18 protein-coding genes are annotated in these 17823 nt (G+C 63.0%); 11 read left to right on the top strand and 7 right to left on the bottom strand.

All coding sequences use genetic code 11. From position 1 onward, the window contains the following. Position 1 precedes the first annotated feature (1 nt). Positions 2-679: a respiratory nitrate reductase subunit gamma gene (gene narI, locus BC443_RS06495; RefSeq protein ID WP_071231018.1), complete on the top strand. Its 678-nt coding sequence runs from the start codon at positions 2-4 to the stop codon at positions 677-679. A 57-nt stretch (positions 680-736) separates the two neighbouring features. After that, positions 737-1540, top strand: coding sequence for a peptidylprolyl isomerase (locus BC443_RS06490; RefSeq protein ID WP_071231017.1), 804 nt, complete (start codon positions 737-739; stop codon positions 1538-1540). Between the two features lie 333 nt (positions 1541-1873). Here the strand turns inward: BC443_RS06490 and BC443_RS06485 are convergent, their stop codons facing one another. Beyond that, the gene (locus BC443_RS06485; protein WP_071231016.1) at positions 1874-2794 is read right to left on the bottom strand and encodes an AEC family transporter; all 921 of its coding nucleotides are present in this window, start codon (positions 2792-2794) and stop codon (positions 1874-1876) included. A 94-nt stretch (positions 2795-2888) separates the two neighbouring features. On the opposite strand from BC443_RS06485, the gene BC443_RS06480 reads away from it, so the two are divergent. Beyond that, on the top strand, positions 2889-3425 hold the full coding sequence (locus BC443_RS06480) for a hypothetical protein (protein WP_071231015.1): 537 nt from the start codon (positions 2889-2891) through the stop codon (positions 3423-3425). 85 nt (positions 3426-3510) lie between these two features. On the opposite strand, the gene BC443_RS06475 is transcribed toward BC443_RS06480, so the two are convergent. Beyond that, positions 3511-4260 (bottom strand): FKBP-type peptidyl-prolyl cis-trans isomerase, encoded by a 750-nt coding sequence (locus tag BC443_RS06475; RefSeq protein WP_071231014.1) that lies wholly within the window; start codon positions 4258-4260, stop codon positions 3511-3513. 86 nt (positions 4261-4346) lie between these two features. Continuing rightward, positions 4347-4874: a TIGR02444 family protein gene (locus BC443_RS06470; RefSeq protein ID WP_071231013.1), complete on the bottom strand. Its 528-nt coding sequence runs from the start codon at positions 4872-4874 to the stop codon at positions 4347-4349. A 67-nt stretch (positions 4875-4941) separates the two neighbouring features. Here BC443_RS06470 and BC443_RS06465 point away from each other — a divergent pair, with 67 nt between their 5' ends. Beyond that, complete coding sequence (locus tag BC443_RS06465) at positions 4942-6870, top strand: ATP-binding cassette domain-containing protein (protein WP_071231012.1); 1929 nt, start codon at positions 4942-4944, stop codon at positions 6868-6870. A gap of 256 nt (positions 6871-7126) precedes the next feature. Here BC443_RS06465 and BC443_RS06460 read toward each other — a convergent pair whose 3' ends face one another. Further along, complete coding sequence (locus BC443_RS06460; RefSeq protein WP_071231011.1) at positions 7127-7903, bottom strand: SDR family oxidoreductase; 777 nt, start codon at positions 7901-7903, stop codon at positions 7127-7129. 99 nt (positions 7904-8002) lie between these two features. Then, on the bottom strand, positions 8003-8440 hold the full coding sequence (gene dtd, locus BC443_RS06455) for a D-aminoacyl-tRNA deacylase (protein WP_071231010.1): 438 nt from the start codon (positions 8438-8440) through the stop codon (positions 8003-8005). A gap of 482 nt (positions 8441-8922) precedes the next feature. Between dtd and ehuB the strand changes: the two genes are divergently transcribed. The 4 genes from ehuB to ehuA all read left to right on the top strand — a co-directional run bounded on the left by ehuB (position 8923) and on the right by ehuA (position 12108). Beyond that, positions 8923-9807 carry an ectoine/hydroxyectoine ABC transporter substrate-binding protein EhuB gene (gene ehuB / locus BC443_RS06450; RefSeq protein ID WP_071231009.1) on the top strand — a complete coding sequence of 295 codons (885 nt, stop codon included), beginning with the start codon at positions 8923-8925 and terminating at the stop codon, positions 9805-9807. A 139-nt stretch (positions 9808-9946) separates the two neighbouring features. After that, the gene (ehuC, locus tag BC443_RS06445; protein ID WP_071231008.1) at positions 9947-10618 is read left to right on the top strand and encodes an ectoine/hydroxyectoine ABC transporter permease subunit EhuC; all 672 of its coding nucleotides are present in this window, start codon (positions 9947-9949) and stop codon (positions 10616-10618) included. 3 nt (positions 10619-10621) lie between these two features. Further along, the gene (gene ehuD / locus BC443_RS06440) at positions 10622-11314 is read left to right on the top strand and encodes an ectoine/hydroxyectoine ABC transporter permease subunit EhuD (protein WP_071231007.1); all 693 of its coding nucleotides are present in this window, start codon (positions 10622-10624) and stop codon (positions 11312-11314) included. After that, on the top strand, positions 11311-12108 hold the full coding sequence (gene ehuA / locus BC443_RS06435) for an ectoine/hydroxyectoine ABC transporter ATP-binding protein EhuA (protein WP_071231006.1): 798 nt from the start codon (positions 11311-11313) through the stop codon (positions 12106-12108). The genes ehuD and ehuA overlap by 4 nt, the downstream gene beginning before the upstream one ends. 56 nt (positions 12109-12164) lie before the next feature. Here ehuA and BC443_RS06430 read toward each other — a convergent pair whose 3' ends face one another. Further along, entirely contained in the window at positions 12165-13406 is a 1242-nt protein-coding gene (locus tag BC443_RS06430; RefSeq protein WP_071231005.1) for a sodium:proton antiporter, read from the bottom strand. A 147-nt stretch (positions 13407-13553) separates the two neighbouring features. Then, positions 13554-14375: a bifunctional hydroxymethylpyrimidine kinase/phosphomethylpyrimidine kinase gene (gene thiD, locus BC443_RS06425; RefSeq protein WP_071231004.1), complete on the bottom strand. Its 822-nt coding sequence runs from the start codon at positions 14373-14375 to the stop codon at positions 13554-13556. Positions 14376-14648: 273 nt separating this feature from the next. Here thiD and BC443_RS06420 point away from each other — a divergent pair, with 273 nt between their 5' ends. From BC443_RS06420 to nuoC, 3 genes are all read left to right on the top strand, one after another. Then, the gene (locus BC443_RS06420) at positions 14649-15104 is read left to right on the top strand and encodes an NADH-quinone oxidoreductase subunit A (protein WP_071231003.1); all 456 of its coding nucleotides are present in this window, start codon (positions 14649-14651) and stop codon (positions 15102-15104) included. A gap of 134 nt (positions 15105-15238) precedes the next feature. After that, on the top strand, positions 15239-15916 hold the full coding sequence (locus BC443_RS06415; RefSeq protein WP_071231002.1) for an NADH-quinone oxidoreductase subunit B: 678 nt from the start codon (positions 15239-15241) through the stop codon (positions 15914-15916). Positions 15917-16000: 84 nt separating this feature from the next. Continuing rightward, the gene (gene nuoC, locus BC443_RS06410; protein WP_282097194.1) at positions 16001-17818 is read left to right on the top strand and encodes an NADH-quinone oxidoreductase subunit C/D; all 1818 of its coding nucleotides are present in this window, start codon (positions 16001-16003) and stop codon (positions 17816-17818) included. Positions 17819-17823 lie beyond the last annotated feature (5 nt).

Raw genomic sequence — 17823 nt, 5'->3', positions numbered from 1 at the left:
CATGAGTTATCTCAATACACTGCTGTTCGGCTTCTACCCCTATCTGGCTGGCACGGTCTTTCTGGTCGGCAGCCTGCTGCGCTTCGATCACGGCCAGTACACTTGGAAAACCGGCTCCAGCCAGTTGCTGAGCCACCGCCGCCTGCGGCTGGGCAGCAACCTGTTCCATATCGGCATTATCGTCATCTTCTTCGGCCATCTGGTCGGGCTGCTGACGCCGCACTGGGTCTATGCGCCCTTCATCGCCGCGGGAAACAAGCAGCTTCTCGCCATCGTTGTCGGCGGCATCGCCGGCATCATGTGTCTGGTCGGCGGGCTGATCCTGCTCCATCGCCGACTGACCGATCCGCGGGTGCGCGCCACGTCGAGCACCGCCGATATCCTGATTCTTGCCCTGCTGGTCGCGCAGGTGTCGCTGGGGCTGTTGACGATCTTCTCTGCCGTCCATCACCTCGACGGCAGCGTGATGCTGCAGCTGGCGGACTGGGCCCAGGGCATCATCTTCTTCCGCGGCGGTGCGGCGGATCACCTCGTCGCAGTGGGACTGATCTATAAGCTGCATATCCTGATCGGCCTGACGATCATCCTGCTCTTTCCCTTCACGCGGCTGGTGCATATATGGAGCGCGCCGCTGGGCTATATCGGAAGGCGTTACCAACTGGTGCGTCGCCGGGCATAAGAGCGGCTGCCCGCACTCTGCGCGCTCCATTTCATCAGGTTCACCAAGGGGATCGAGATGCAAGAAATCGCCATCGAACAACTGCCGGCCGACAGTGACCATCCGGTCATTCGGGTCGGCGCCACGGTCATCGCGGAGGAGACCGTCGCCCGCGAGATGCAGTATTACAGCGCGGCCACCCCTGAGGAGGCGTTCAGGCAGGCCGCCCGAGCGCTGGCGATCCGCGAGTTGCTCACCCTGCGCGCTGATGAGCTGGGGCTGGCGCACGATCCTGACAATGAGCAAGCGCGCCTGACCCAACTGCTGGAGCATGAACTGGATACTCCCGAGCCGGACGAGGCGGCCTGCCGCCGCTTCTTTGCCGCTCATCCCGAGCGTTTCAGGACTCCGACGCGGCTCGATGTACGTCATATCCTGCTCGCTGCCGCGCCTGACGACAGTGCGGCACGCGATGCCCAGCGGCGCCTGGGCGAGACGCTGCTGGTCGAGCTGGCTGACCATCCCGAGCGCTTCGATGAGCTGGCGATGCGCCATTCGGCCTGCCCATCGCGGGAGGACGGCGGCCGGCTGGGCTGGTTGGCACCGGGGCAGACCGTCGAGGAGCTGGACAATGCGCTGCGCCATCTGCCGGAGGGGCTGCACAATCGTCCGCTGGCTTCACGCTACGGCTGGCATATCGTGGCGATCGACCGGCGCATCGACGGGCAGCCGCTGCCCTTCGAGCGGGTCGCCGGCCGGGTGCATCATACGCTGCGCGAGCAGGCGTCGCGCCGCGCGCTGCGCCATTATCTGCTCGCCCTGGCCAATCAGTATGGCGTCGAAGGCGTGGCGCTCGAAACGGACGGTGCGCTGATGCAGTAGGCTGCAACGATGCTTCGGTTGCATCACGCTTTCGAGCAGACTCCAGGAGAGCCGATATCGCAGCGTTCGAAATTGTCCTCGAAGAGGGGCCTGATGCCTCGCAGCAGAGGCTGAGAAGAGATGAGAACAAAAAAGCCGCCCTGGGCAGGGCGGCACTAAGGACCGTGACTAGCATGAGGAGGAGATAACCATGGCAGGAACCTGACATTCGCTGCTGTGGTCAGTGGCGTTTGGCGACGCCACGATGTAAAGGTTAATCATTCTCATTCATCGTTGCAAGCGTAACGAGAATCTTTTTTATTTGGGGCAGTCGGCGCATCCGAATCCGTGTGCTCAGTTCACGCCAAAAGCGTTCAAGAGCAGCGGCAATGTCGCCATCGCCAGCAGCGTCTGACCAGTAATCACGGCGGCCATCAGTTCTGCGTCACCGCCCAGCTGGCGGGCCAGGATATACGCCGATGTCGCGGTCGGCAGTGCAGCGAACAGCAGCGCGATGTCGCGATCCGCGCCGTGAAGGCCGACCATCCAGGCCAGCGTCAATACGATCATCGGGGTGACGAGCAGCTTGAGTGCGCTCGACAGCCAGAACGCCTTGCCGCTGTGCCACAGTGCCTGCGGGCGCAGTGCCACGCCGACGGCGACCAGCCCCAGCGGCAGGGCCGCATCGCCGAGCAGTTCGATGGCCTCGAAGCTCCAGCCGGGCAGGCCGATACCGCCGAGATTCAGCACGATACCCAATAGACAGGCGAGAATCAGCGGGTTGCGCAGCAACGCCACGGCGCTGCGACGCAGGCTGGCGCTACCCAGCGTGCCGGAGGCGATGAAGGCCAGCACACAGAGGATATTGGCGGTCGGCACCATTAGCGCGACTGCCACGGCCGCCACCGTGGTGCCGGCCGCGCCATGCAGCGCCGTGGCGCCGGCGACGCCGACATAGGTGTTGAAGCGCACCACGCCCTGAAAGGTCGAGGTGAAGGCGGGTGGCGCCAGCGCCAGACGATGTCGCGCCAGCCAGAGGCCTAGGCCCAGCAGTGTCATGGTGCCGAGCAGCGTCACGCCGAGCCGAAGCACCGGGACCTGGCGGACGTCGGCGGTCGCCAGCGTCGCCACCAGCATGGCCGGGAACAGCAGGTAGTAGATGAAGCGCTCGAGTCGGGGCCAGAAATCGCCGCCCGGGAAACGTGCCCAACCCAATGCGGCACCGAGTAGAATCAATAGAAATAGCGGGCCAAGGGCGTTAGCGATGTCGCTCATGTGTCATCCTTGTCGAGCGCTTCGATGAGGTTCGAGGCGCCGGTGCCGGCCAGTTTATCGATTAATACCCAACGCTTGGAGTCTTCGAAAGTCCATGGCTGCCTACGAAGAGGAAACCACCAGACCGCGGATGCTCAACCTGCTGATCGGTGTCACCTTGATGACGATCGTCATCGCGCTCTGGTATTTGCTCGATTACTACTATCTGCGCGAGTCGACCCGTGACGTGACCTGGTATCCGCCGGCACAAGGCTGCGTGCTGCTGGAGGGAGGGTGCCACGCCAACCTGGGGATCGATTCCTCATTGGCGTTTGCGCTGCAGGAGACACGCGATGGCGAAGACACGTTGACGTTCGAGGTTCGTGTTCACGGTCGCGCGCCGCAATCGGTGACGGTGCAGTTCATCGGCCGCGACATGAACGTGCAATCGCGACGGCTGTCGCTTCAGTCGCAAGGGGGTGGCTTGTTCGTCGGGCAGGGGACGCTGGGGCTGTGCAGCGCTCACGTGGATGCCTGGCGGGCGCAGGTGGTAGTGCTGAGCGATCATGGCCTGAAGGGAAGCTGGTTCGACTTCGACAGCCGAGAACTGGGCGGTCCATCGGCGGGGCGAGGCGACAAGCGCTGCCTCTGAACGCCGACGCCGGCCTCGATGGGCCGGCGTCGGTTGAAACGGTAAGTGAACGTGGCGAGCAAGACGAAAGCCACGCCGTCGGCGTTTAGCTGTCGCCGTCGTCACCCGCATCGCTGCTGCTGTCGTCAGCGCTGTCGTCGGGATTGACGGCAAGCAGCTCGACCTTGAACTTCAGCGCCTGGTTGGGGCCGATGGGGCCGCCGGTACCGGCCGGGCCGTAAGCGAGGTCGGAGGGAACGGCGATTTCCCAGGTATCGCCGACGTGCATCATCTTCAGCGCTTCCTGCCAGCCGGGGATGACCTGATCGACCTTGAACGAGATCGGCTCGCCACGCTTGTAGGAGCTGTCGAAGACGGTGCCGTCCGGCAGGGTGCCTTCGTAGTTGACGCGAACGGTATCGTCGGCGCTCGGGGATTCGCCGTCACCGGATTCCAGGACCTTGTACTGCAAGCCGGAATCGGTGGTCTCGACGCCGTCTTTCTTGGCGTTTTCGGCCAGGAAGGCTTCGCTCTTCTTGCGGTTCTCGTCGGCGACCTTCTTCTGCTCGGCCTTCTGCTCGGCGATCTTCTGCTGCTGATACTGGGTCAGCGTGCTGCTGATCTCGTCCTGGCTCATCTGCAGGTCGGCATCGCCGTAGACGTCCTTGATGGCCGCCGCGAAGGCGTCGACGTCGAGATCCTTGATGTCCTTGGACAGACCCTGACCCAGCGTGGCGCCGATGCTGTAGCTAAGCTTCGCCTGGTCGCTGTCGAGGTCGATCTTGTCCTGGGCGAAGGCTGTCAGCGGCAGCGTCATGATGCTGCCGAGCGCGACGGCGGTTACCAAACGTTTCATGCAAACTCCTTGGGTCACGAATGAAACCGATGTTGGCCAGAGTGTGAAGAAGCCTCGAACATCGGCCGGATAGTCGTGTTGTGACTCTAACAGGTGGGTTTTGGTTCCGCATCCGGGGCATCGATTGTCCAGCGCGCCAGCAATCGGCGTAACGGCGGGTAATCGTCGGCCGTCATGTCGCGCAATGTTTGGCAGGAAACCAGTGCCTGCTCGAGCGGGGAATTCACCTCGGCGACAAACGTGGGGAGCGCTTCCAGGCGCGCCAGCATCTCGCGCTCGGCCTGCAGCTCGGCCTGCTTGAGCAGCTGTCGTAACGGCTCCAACTGCGGTCGCCGGTGCGCCTCGGCCTTTAGCGCGCGGCGGCGCTCGCGCAGCGGCACGGTCATCTCGCGTTGCCAGCGTCTCGCCTCGGCCAGGGCATCGGCTGCCGCGGGATCGGGGCGTTGGTGGCGTTCGCTCAGCCAGGCGACCCACAGCAGTTCGCAGATGTCCCAGCCGTGTTCATCCTGCAGCGCCAGGCATTCGGCCTCCACATTGGGGCGAGCGTAGCGGTCCAGGGCATAGGACCAGAGTGAATCGGACCAGAGTGAATCGGTCGCGGCGGAGGCGGACATGGCATTCCATACCGATGGCGGATGGCTGGTAGAATGAGCGCCCATTCGATGCGCCCTGGAGCCCGGCATGATCGCATTCCGCCAACTCGCCCTGCAACGCGGCACCCGACGACTGTTCGAGGGCGTCGACCTGATGCTGCACGAGGGGCAGAAGGTCGGCATCGTCGGCGCCAACGGTGCCGGCAAGTCGAGCCTGTTCGCGCTGATCCGCGGTGAGCTCGGCGCCGATGCCGGCAGCGTGGAGATCGCCGGTGGCAAGCGGATCGCCCGCATGGCGCAGGAGGTTTCCGCCATCGAACGGCCGCTGGTGGAGTTCGTGCTCGACGGTGACGCCGCCTTGCGCGAGACGGAGACCGCGCTGGCCGAGGCACAGGCCAACGGCGATATGCAGCGCGAGGCCGTGCTGCACGGCCAGATCGAGGCGCTCGATGGCTATACCGCCCGGGCCCGCGCCGAACAGCTGCTCGCCGGGCTGGGATTCGCTCAGGACGATCTCTACCGCCCGCTGGCGGCCTTCTCCGGCGGCTGGCGGATGCGCGTGGGCCTAGCCCGGACGCTGTTCACGCCGTCGGAAATCCTGTTGCTCGACGAGCCGACCAACCACCTGGATCTGGATGCGCTGCTGTGGCTCGAGCAGTGGCTGACGCGCTATCCCGGCACGCTGATGCTGATCTCCCACGATCGCGATTTCCTCGACGCGGTCTGCGATCACATCCTGCACATCGACCAGGGCCAGTTGATGCTCTATCGCGGCCACTACAGTGCCTTCGAACGTGCCCGTGCCGAGCGTCAGCTCCAGCAGCAGGCAGCGTTCGAGAAACAGCAGACGCGGCGGGCCGAGATCGAAGGTTTCGTCGAGCGCTTCCGCGCCAAGGCGACCAAGGCGCGCCAGGCCCAGAGCCGGTTGAAGATGCTAGAGCGCATGGAGACCATCGCCGCGGCGCGGGTCGATTCTCCGTTCCGCTTTCAGCTGCCGTGTGCCGACAAGACCTCGACGCCGCTGCTGTCGCTGGATCGGGCCGCCCTGGGTTATCCCGAGCGCACGATCCTCGAAGGCGTGAAGGCGTCGATCCTGCCCGGTGAGCGTATCGGCTTGCTGGGGCCCAACGGCGCGGGTAAATCGACGCTGATCAAGACCCTGATCGGCGATCTGCCGCCGCTCGCCGGCGCTCGCATACCGGGCGAGAACCTGGTGGTGGGCTACTACGCCCAGCATCAACTGGAGCATCTGGATCTCGGTGCGACGCCGTTCACCCACGTGCAGCGGCTTTCGCCCACGGCCAGCGATCTGTCGATTCGCAACTTCCTCGGTGGCTTCGGTTTTCGTGGCGACGACGTGTTCGGCGACGTGTCGCGGTTCTCCGGCGGCGAGAAGGCGCGTCTGGCGCTGTCGCTGGTAGCTTGGGAAAAGCCCAACCTGCTGCTGCTGGACGAGCCGACCAACCACCTCGATCTGGACATGCGCGAGGCGCTGGCCGAAGCGCTGGCGGAATACGAAGGCGCGGTGATCATCGTTTCCCACGACCGTCACCTGTTGCGGGCCAGCGTCGATACGTTCTGGCGCGTTGCCGACGGGCGGGTCGAACCCTTCGATGGCGATCTTGACGATTACCATCAGTGGCTGAAGTCCCGGGAAACGGAGCGGCGGCGCGATCTGAAGCAGGAGGCGCGCCAGGAGAAAGGGCCGGCGGATGGCGGCGATCGCAAGGCGGCGCGGCGGGCGGCCGCCGAACGTCGCGAGCAGATGAAACCGCTGCGCAAGCAGCGCGACGCGGCAGAAAAGAAGCTCGACAAGGCGCAGGCTGCCCTTTCGGCCCTGGAGGCGCGGCTGGCGGATCCGGACATCTACGACGCCGCCCGCAAGGACGAGCTGGCGCGCCTGGTTCGCGAACAGGGCGAGCTTCAGGCCGAGGTGGAGCAGCTCGAGAGTGACTGGATGGCGGCGGAAGAGGCCTTGGAGGCGTTGGAGGCGGAGCTAACGCAGGCGGAGTCCTGACGCCATCGACGCTGGCCGCTAGCGTCTGTGCTGGCTACGAGCTACGAGCTACGAGCTACGAGCTACGAGCTACGAGCTACGAGCTACGAGCTTCGAGCTTCGAGCTTCGAGCTTCGAGCTTCGAGCTTCGAGCTTCGAGCTTCGAGCTTCGAGAAAGGGATTGCGAACTGTCAGCGTGATCGAATCCTGAATTCCGCGGCTCGCGGCTCGCGGCTCGCGGCTCGCGGCTCGCGGCTCGCGGCTCGCGGCTCGCGGCTCATTCGGCGTAGATCATCTTCCTGGTCATCCCTCCATCCACGCTGATGTGCTGGCCGGTAATGAACCCCGCCTTGTCGCTGGCGAGAAAGGCTATCGTCGCGGCGACATCGGCGGGCTGGCCGACGCGTCCTGCCGGATGCTGGTTGCGATCGATATCGCGATGTTCAGGCTCGCTACGCTGGCTAGTCTTTTGCCACGGTCCGGTTTCGATCCAGCCCGGGCAGATGGCATTGACGCGAATCTCCGGCCCCAGGCTGACGGCGAGTGCATGGGTCATGGAGAGCAGCCCGCCCTTGGCCGCCGCATAGGACTCGCAGTGGGGTTCCGATTGCAGGGCGCGCGTGGAGGCGATGTTGACGATGGCGCCGCGGCGCTGACGCAAACCGGGCACGGCGGCGCGGGTGCACAGGAAGGCGCCGGTCAGGTGGCTCTCCTGCCATCGTCGCCAGTCCGCCAGCGCCAGGTCCTCGATCGGGCCACACACCGGGTCGGCGAGGCCGGCGTTGTTGACCAGCAGATCCACGCCCGTGGACTGATCGTTTTCCTGCTGCCAATCCGTCAGATGCTGGAAGGCTTCCTTGACCTGCAGTTCGTCGCTGACGTCGACCACCACGGCCAGCAGCGTTGCCTCGGGGTAGTCGGCATCGAGTTCGGCCACCGCTTCCGGATCGCGATCCAGCGCCGCGACACGCCAGCCTTCGTCCAGCAGGAGCTCCACCGTGGCGCGCCCGATGCCCTGGGCGCCGCCGGTAATGATGGCGAGGGGGTGAGTCATGATCGAGAATCCTTTCATCGCGGCTCGAATGGCCGCTGTTCCCTGTTTATGCACCGCCGAATCCGGCGGGCATCGTTATTACCCGAGCCGTCGGTCAGCTCAAGTTTCCAGCATGAAAGTCACCGGCCCGTCGTTGATCAGCTCGACCTGCATGTCCGCGCCGAACCGGCCGGTTGCCACTTTGGGCCACGCCGTTTGGGCCTGCTCCACCAGATAGTCGAACATGGCCTGGCCGTGGGCCGGCGGCGCGGCGCTGGAAAAACTCGGGCGCAGGCCCTTGTCGGTCGACGCTACCAGCGTGAACTGGGAGACCAGCAGCAACCCGCCCTCGATCTGTTGCAGGTTGCAATTCATGCGTCCCTCGCCATCCGCGAACACCCGGTAGTGCAGCAGCTTGTGCAGCAAGCGGTCGGCGTTGGTCCGGTCGTCTTCCGCGGCGATGCCGATGAGCGCCAGCAATCCTTGATCGATACGGCCGACGGTCTCGCCGTCGATGTCGACCGAGGCCCGGCTGACTCGCTGGATCAGAGCTCGCATGGCGGTTTGGTATCTCTCTCGATTGGAATGGGACGATGAGCGAAAGGTTAGCACGCTGAGCCCCCGATGAAATGATCGAGATTAGTAGCAAGCAAAGCGTTATTGAAAACAGGCGGTACTAGAACGTATGTTTATGTTACCCATGCCTCAAGGGTTGGGTGACTGCTGGAAACGGCGCCACACGCTGCCTGCTCACGTCGCGATGGCCGAACCGCCTTGCGAATAGCGGGTTTCGACGGCGCCAGGGTGCAATTGTCATAGGTCAATAAAGGCTTTGACGCCCGCCGCTTGGGTGGTGCTACTATCCAGACGGATCGAGCTGCCACGAATTGTCCTGGTTTGTACAGGGTGAATCATGACAATTTGGTAAGGCCACGCCAAGCTGGGCGAGATGAAAATGATAAATGCGCCCGTCACCGAAAACTTGAGTTAATCGTGATCCGCCGCTGCGGATCCGAACCTTGCAGACGGAGATTTGAACGATGCGACACAACATTAATAAAGGCGTTATCAATAAAGGCGTCACGACACTGATTGCCGGTTCCGTCCTTTCCTGCCTGGCCGTGGGCGTCGCGCAGGCCGCGTCTCTCCAGGAGATCAAGGACTCCGGCTCGGTCCGGATCGCGGTAGCCAACGAAATTCCCTATGGCTACATGGACATGAGCGGCGAGGCCAAAGGTGCCGGCCCCGATGTCATCCGCCACATCATGAACGAGATGGGCGTCGACGATATCGAATGGGTCACCACCAACTTCAGTTCGCTGATTCCCGGTTTGCAGGCGGACCGTTTCGATATCGCCGCGGCCGAGATGGCGGTGCTGCCGGATCGCTGTCAGCAAGTGATCTACTCCGAGCCCAACTCCTCCTACGGCGAGGGGCTGCTGGTCAAGGAAGGCAATCCCAAGGATCTGCACGCGTTCAGCGACTTCGTCGAGGGTGACGCCAAGATCGCCATCATGGCGGGCGCGGATCAGCTCGACATGCTGCAGGCGCTCGGCGTACCGCAGGAAAACATGGTCACCATCGCCAGCAATGCCGATGCGATCTCCACGGTGTCGACCGGCCGCGCCGATGCCTATGCCGCGACCAGCCTGACGGTCAGCGAGCTGGCGGGAAAGAGCGATGACGTCGAGCCGGCAGCGGAATTCGTCGACCCGGTCATCGATGGCGAAGAAGTGCGTAGCTGGGGCGCGTTCGCGTTCAACAGCGACAACACCGAACTGCGTGACGCGGTCAACGAGGCGCTTAAAGAGTACAAGCAGACCGATGACTGGAGCGAGACGCTGATGAGCTACGGCTTCAGTCAGGCCGATGTCGACGGCTCCAGTCACCGCACCACGGAAGAGCTCTGCACTGCGGATTCTTGAGTTTTGCAATCGAACTTCTGAACCCGATGTGACAGCGAACGCTCGCTCGAGACCACGGTTCTCGGGCGAGCATTCGGTTCGTCCTTGAACGGTGCCGGTACTGCCGGGACCGTTCGTTAGCGAATGCGGAGTCTCCCCGATGGAATGGACGAGCTATCTCGCCCCCTTGTCCCAGGGTGCGTGGGTGACCGTGCAGCTCACGGTCTACTCGACGATCCTGGGTGGTATCTGTGCCTTCCTCTTCGGTCTCGGCAAGCTGTCTCACAATCCCCTCCTCAAGGGGATCAGCGTTGCCTACATCGAAATCTTCCGCGGCACCTCGCTGCTGGTGCAACTGTTCTGGATCTACTTTGCGCTGCCCATCATGGGGCAGGCGATCGGTCTCGACCTGCGTTTTCCGCCGGTGGTGGCAGGGGTCGTCGCGCTGGCGCTGAACATTGGTGCCTACGGTGCCGAGGTCGTGCGTGGCGCCGTGCAGGCCGTGCCCAAGGAGCAGTACGAGGCGGCGACGGCGCTCAATTTCACCTCGCGCAAGCGGCTGTGGCGCATCACGCTGCCCCAGGCGATTCCGGAAATGATGCCGACCTTCGGCAATCTCGCGGTCCAGAATCTGAAGGATACCGCGCTGGTGTCGCTGATCTCGCTCGGCGACATGGCTTTCCGCGCCGAACAGATCCGCAATTTCACTCAGGACAGCGTGACCGTCTACACCCTGGTCCTGTTCATGTATTTCGGCATGGCACTGGTTCTGACCGCGTGCATGAAGCTGCTGGAACGCTACGTTGGCCGCTGGCGCGCGGCGGGGAGATAACGCATGTTTTTCGGCATCGAATGGGATACCAGCAGCCAGTGGGCCTTCGCGGTCTCGATCTTTCCGATTCTGCTGCATGGCCTGGTGGTGACCCTGCAGGCCACCGTGGTCGGCTTCTTCATCGCCCTGATCCTGGGGCTGGTGCTGGCGGCGCTGAAGAGCGCGCCGACCCGCTTCATCCGCTGGCCGGCCAAGCTGATCACGGAATTCATCCGCGATACGCCGCTGCTGATCCAGCTGTTCTTTCTGTTCTACGTCCTGCCCGAGTTCGGACTGACGCTGCCGGCGTTCCTGACCGGTGCGCTGGCGCTGGGCGTGCAATACAGCGCCTATACCTCGGAAGTCTATCGCGCGGGCCTGGAAGCCGTGGCCAAGGGGCAGCGCGAAGCGGCACGGGCGCTCAATCTGGCGTCGTCGCGAACCTTTACCCATATCATTCTGCCGCAGGCGGTTCCACGCATCATTCCCGCGCTGGGCAACTACCTGGTCTCGATCATGAAGGACGTGCCCGTGCTGTCGGTCGTGACCGTGCTGGAAATGCTCGGCGTGGCAAAGATCATCGGCGACCGCACCGGCGGCTATCTGATTCCGCTTTCCATGGTGGGTGGCCTCTATCTGGTCATGACGATCATCGCGTCCTTCGGTGTGCGCTACCTGGATACCCATTTGCCCAAGCGAGGCCTTTCTCTCAAATGAACGACGCCACGAAAACTCGCGATCCGATCATCAAGTTCGACAAGGTCGTCAAACGCTTCGGCGATCACGTGGTTCTCGACGAGCTCGACTTCGAAGTCCAGCGCGGCGAGAAGGTCACCATCATCGGTCCGTCCGGCTCCGGCAAATCGACAGTGCTGCGCATTCTGATGACGCTGGAAGAGATCAACGACGGTGTCGTCTACGTCGGCGATCAGCCGCTGTGGCACCAGTGGCGGGGAGATCGGTTGATTCCGGCCAGCGAGCAGCATCTACGCCAGATGCGCAGCCAACTGGGCATGGTCTTCCAGCAGTTCAACCTGTTCCCGCACATGACGGTGCTGCGCAATCTGACCGAAGCACCGGTGCAGGTGCTGGGTGTCAAGAAGGCCGAAGCCCGACAGCGGGGTCTGGAACTGCTGGAGATGGTGGGGCTCGCCGATCAGGCCGACAAGTACCCACACCAACTCTCCGGCGGCCAGCAGCAGCGGGTGGGCATTGCCCGTGCGCTGGCGATGCGGCCCAAGGTCATGCTCTTCGACGAGCCGACCTCGGCGCTGGATCCCGAACTGGTGGGAGAAGTGTTGAACGTCATTCGGACTCTGGCGGACGAGCACGATCTGACCATGCTGCTGGTGACCCACGAGATGCACTTCGCGCGCCAGGTCTCCGACCGTATCTGCTTCTTCGACCAGGGTCGGATCAAGGAGCAGGGCAAGCCGGAGGATATCTTCACGGCGCCGAAGGAGGAACGGACCAAGGCGTTTCTCAAGGCAGTTCTCGATCCGGACGATTGAACACGAGCCATGAGCCATGAGCCATGAGCCACGAGCCACGAGCCACGAGCCACGAGCTACGAGCGTTGCCGCGCTGCCTCCCGGCGCCGGTCCAGCCAGAGCATGATCGGCCCGGCGGTCATGCCGTGGAAGAGGATGGAGGCCAGTACCAGGAAGCTGACCAGCGTCCATGCGCTGTCGAGCTCGCCGAATTCCGCCTTGCTGCTGGCGTAGGCGAGATAGTAGAACGAGCCGACGCCACGGATCCCGAACAAGCTGACCACCGCCTTTTCCCTCGGTTTCATCTTGGAACCGATCAGCCCGATCATGCCGGCCAATGGCCGGATGACGAACAGGATCACTAGCCCTGCCACCGCCATTGGCCAGGTCAGGCCATCGAGCAGCGGCCCGGCCAGACTGCCGCCGAACAGCACCAGCAGGAACATCATCAGCAGCCGTTCGATCTCTTCGGTGAAATCGTGCAGGCGCACGTGATAGTCGTGGGCTTCCTCCTGGGTACTGCGCAGGGCCAGCGCGCCGACGAACACGGCGATGAAGCCGTAGCCGTGGATCGCTTCGGCGCCGGCATAGGTGACGAAAGTGCCGCCCAGGGCGACGAAGCCCTGTCCGGTGCTGGCGAGAGACATTCGACCCGATCGAAACATCAGCAGCCCCAGCAGCCAGCCAAAGAACCAGCCCGCCGCGACGCCTGCCGTAATCCGCCACAATACATCCATGGTGAACCAGTCCCACGTCCACGCGCCGGGCGAGGTGCCATTGATGGCCACGGCAATCGCCAGATAGGTGAACGGAAACGCCAGGCCGTCGTTGAGGCCGGCTTCCGAGGTCAGGCTGGCGCGCACCTTGTCGCCGGGCCCGGAGCTCGGCGGGCCGACCTGAACATCGGCGGCCAGCACCGGGTCGGTCGGTGCGATCACGGCGCCGATCAGCAGCGCGGTCTCCCACGGCAGGCCCAGGTAGTAAGCGCCCAGCGCGGCAATGCCGCCAATGGTCAGCGGCATGGTGATGCCCAGAAGACGCTGCGTGTCCGTCCAATGGCGCCATTTCAGCGGGTCGTCGATCTTCAGCCCGGCGCCGGCCAGAGAAATGATCACCGTCAGTTCCGTGAGTATCTCGAGCGTCCTGACGTGTGCCGTGGGCTGCAATTCCTCCGCGCCGAGCTGCGAAAACAGGGCGAACCCGATACCGATGCAGATGATCGGCAACGACAGCGGCAGTTTCGGTGTCAACGTCGGCACCCAGGCGACCAGCAGTATCAATGTACCCAGGCCACCCAGAACAATGATATGGGGGTCCATCCAGACTCGATCTCCCTATCTCTCCATCTCACTATGCGAGAGCCGGGATCCTTCCCGGCAGATGGTGAAGCAGTCACATACTATGGACCACAAACGACAAGTTCACGACTGCCGCAGGAGATGACGAAAGCTCGCGTTTAATGCAGATCACCACCAGGCATGGAAATGGTGCGGTGGCCCTTTGCCCTGTCCGACATCGAGGCGCTCGCTGGCTATCAAGGCCTGATGCAGCCATTGCTTGGCCGCTTCGATGGCGCCGGCGACATCGGCCTTCTCGGGTGGCAGGTGGGCAAGGCTGGCGGCAATCGCCGAGGAGAGGGCACAACCAGCCCCATGGAGGTTGCGTGTCGGCAGGCGTGGCGCATCCAGCCAGCGTTTGTCATTCGGCATCCACAACAGGTCAGGGCAGCTTTCCAGCGGCAGATGACCGCCTTTCAGCAGGCCATAGGGTGCTCCCAGCGCGGCGAGATCGCCGACCATCGACTCCATGTCGGCGAGGGTGCGGGGTGTCTCGGTGCCGAGCAGCGCGGCGGCTTCCGGCAGGTTGGGGGTGATCACGTCGGCCAGGGGGATCAGAATATCCCGCACGGCGCGCAACCCTTCGTCGTCTACCAGGCGGTCGCCGCTCTTGGCGATCATCACTGGATCGAGCACGATCCAGCGCGGCCGGCGTCGCGTCAGCGCTTCGGCAATCGTTTCCGCTACCTCGCGGCTGGCGACCATGCCGATCTTGACCGCGTCGATCTCAACGTCGTCGAGCAGGTTGTCCAACTGGGTGCGAATCAGCGTCACCGATACCGGCTCGACGGCTGCCACGCCACGCGTGTTCTGCGCGATCACTGCCGTGATTACGTTGGTGGCGTACACGCCGAGCGCCGAAAACGTCTTGATGTCGGCCTGCAGGCCAGCGCCGCCGGAAGGGTCGGAGCCGGCGATCGTCAGGGCGTTGGGAATCGAGCGAGAAACCATGGGCGGATATTGCAAGCGACGGGAAAGCGTCTAGCCTAAGACAAGTTACCGCCATTGCCTAATGGCTAATGGCAAAGTCATTTCACGGGGCAGTAATTTTCGCAGGGTAAGGTGATCCTCGATAAGCCCGCCAGATTTGGCTACAAGCTGCAATAGGACTAATTAGCAGACTTGTTACTACGTTGCCATCGTGTAAAATCGTAAACTTACGAACCTGTCAGTTTCGGTTCTCAGTTTACTACCTCAGGTTTCATAACGTCTGCGAGGGAAGGCATGTCCGATCCGGTGTCAGCATGGATTGCCAACTACTGGGCTACCGGGTTGTTCGTGGTGGCCGTCGTTGGGCTCTGTGGATTGATGATCGGCGCTGCCAGCCTGCTGGGTGGCCGCAGCCAAGGACGCAGTAAATCCCTCCCTTTCGAATCCGGCATCGTTGGCACCGGCTCGGCGCGCCAACGATTCTCGGTCAAGTTCTACCTCGTTGCGATGCTGTTCGTCATCTTCGACATCGAAGCCGTCTACCTGTTCGGTTGGGCCGTCTCCGTGCGTGAAGTGGGCTGGACAGGGTTTCTGGCAGCGGCAGTATTCATCCTCATTCTGCTGGCCGGTCTGGTATATGACGCCCGCGTCGGCGCTCTCGACTGGGCGCCGCGCAAGCGAGGACGCGAAGACGCGTCGAGAGCGCGTGAGCTGGCTGCCGTGCCGGGCGTCGACCGCCATGCACGCTGAAGAACAAGGGCGCTTCGCCTCCGGCATATGGGATCGCGATGGCGATCGCCAAAAAGATAATGATGGAAGTCTGGCCTCCGTGACTGACCAGTGCTTCCTCGACCGTTTTTCTATCTGGTTTGTTGAGGCTCACTATGCAGTACACCCTGACCCGTGCGGAGGGAGGCGATTCCGCGGCTGATCGTTATCCTCTCGGCCAACGCGAGCTTGTCGACGATCCGATGAAGCAGCAGGTTCATCGCAACGTGTTCATGGGCAAGCTCGAGGACGTGCTTCATTCGGCAGTGAACTGGGGGCGCAAGAATTCATTGTGGCCCTACAACTTCGGCCTTTCCTGCTGCTACGTGGAAATGACCACGGCGTTTACCGCGCCTCATGACGTTGCCCGTTTCGGGGCGGAAGTGATTCGTGCCTCCCCGCGCCAGGCCGACTTCATGGTCATCGCCGGTACCTGCTTCATCAAGATGGCGCCCGTCATCCAGCAGCTCTACGACCAGATGCTCGAGCCCAAATGGGTGATCTCGATGGGTTCGTGTGCCAATTCCGGCGGCATGTACGATATCTATTCCGTCGTTCAGGGCGTCGACAAGTTCCTGCCGGTGGACGTCTACGTGCCCGGTTGTCCACCGCGTCCGGAAGCGTTCCTGCAAGGCCTTCAGCTGCTGCAGGATTCCATCCAGGAAGAGCGGCGTCCGCTTTCCTGGGTGGTCGGAGATCAGGGTGTCTATCGCGCCGAAATGCCGTCTCAGCGTGAAAAGCACCGCGATCGTCGTATTGCGGTCAAGGAGCTGCGCACCCCGGATGGCATCTAGGGCGATCGACCGTATCGATCGTCCTTGCCATAGGTTCTTGTGGTCGTTCTCGACCATCGATTTTCGCACCGGGGGCCGCCAGCCATGACTGCAGCCGATGATTCTCAAAACGGCGCTTTTCAAAACGAGAGCACGATGACTACCAGCGCTTCCCGCGACGCCGGCTCGGCCGATGTCGTGGCCGAACTGACGCAACATTTCGGGCAAGCCGCCTTGACCCCGCAGGATACCCTGACCGGAATGCCGGTAATCTGGGTGGCGCGAGAGCAGCTGCGCGATGTTCTCGCGTATCTGCGCCGCGTGACCGGGCCCTTCTCGATGCTGTTTGACCTGAGCGCGGTCGACGAGCGCCTGCGGACCCATCGCCGCGGTCTGCCGCCTTCGGACTTCACCGTCTTCTACCAGTTGCTCTCGGTCGAGCGGAACGCTGACCTGATGATCAAGGTCGCGCTGCACGAGCGAGATCTGACGCTGCCCTCGATCAGTGACATCTTCATCAATGCCAACTGGTACGAGCGCGAGGTGTTCGACCTGTTCGGGATCGACTTTGCCGGCCACCCGCACCTGACCCGGATCATGATGCCGCCGACCTGGACCGGCCACCCGCTGCGCAAGGACTATTCCGCCCGCGCCACCGAGTTCGACCCCTATACGCTGACGGTGAAAGGGCAGGAGGTCGAGCAGGAGGCGCTGCGCTTCGACCCGGCCCAGTGGGGCATGAAGCGCGAAGGCGAAGAGACCGAGTTCATGTTCCTCAACCTCGGTCCCAACCACCCCTCGGCGCATGGCGCTTTCCGCATCGTGCTCCAGCTCGACGGCGAAGAGGTCGTCGATTGCGTGCCGGACATCGGCTATCACCATCGTGGCGCCGAGAAGATGGCCGAGCGCCAGTCCTGGCACAGCTTCATTCCTTACACGGATCGCATCGACTACACCGGCGGGGTGATGAACAACCTGCCCTACGTGCTGGCGGTGGAGAAGCTGGCCGGCATCACCGTGACGGACCGGGCCAGGACGATCCGGGTCATGATGGCCGAGATGTTCCGTATCAACAGCCACCTGCTGTTCCTGGGTACCTACCTGCAGGATCTGGGGGCGATGACGCCGGTGTTCTTCACCTTCACCGACCGCCAGAAAGCCTACGAGGTGATCGAGGCGATTACCGGTTTCCGCATGCACCCGGCGTGGTATCGCATCGGCGGCACCGCTCATGACCTGCCCAATGGCTGGGACAAGCTGGTCCAGGGTTTCGTCAACTGGATGCCCAAGCGTCTGGCCGAATACGAGAAGGCGATGATGGAAAACGCCATCGTGCGGGACCGCACCAAGCACGTCGCCGCCTTCGATACCCAGCAGGCGCTCGACTGGGGCGTCACCGGCCCCAACCTGCGCGCCACCGGGCTCGATTTCGACCTGCGCAAGAAGCGCCCTTACTCCGGCTACGAGAACTTCGACTTCGAGGTGCCGACGGCCGTCAATGGCGATGCCTTCGATCGCGGCATGCTGCGCATCGAGGAGATGCGTCAGAGCGTGCGCATCCTTCAGCAGTGCATCGACCATATGCCGGCGGGCGACTACAAGGCCGATCATCCGCTGACCACGCCGCCGCCGCGGGAAAAGATGCTCCAGCACATCGAGACGCTGATCACGCACTTCCTGCAGGTCTCCTGGGGGCCGGTGCTGCCGGCCGCCGAGTCGCTGCAGATGATCGAGGCGACCAAGGGCATCAACAGTTATTACCTGACCAGCGACGGCAGCACCATGAGCTATCGCACGCGTATTCGTACGCCCAGCTTCCCGCATCTCCAGCAGATTCCTGCCGTGATGCGCGGCGGCTTCGTGCCGGACCTGATCGCTCATCTGGGCAGTATCGATTTCGTCATGGCTGACGTGGATCGTTGAATGAG

It is taken from the genome of Salinicola sp. MIT1003 (assembly GCF_001858555.1).
GTDB lineage: Bacteria > Pseudomonadota > Gammaproteobacteria > Pseudomonadales > Halomonadaceae > Salinicola > Salinicola salarius.
Note: the sequence above shows the minus strand (reverse complement) of the source record. Positions and strands in the feature narration are given on the sequence as shown.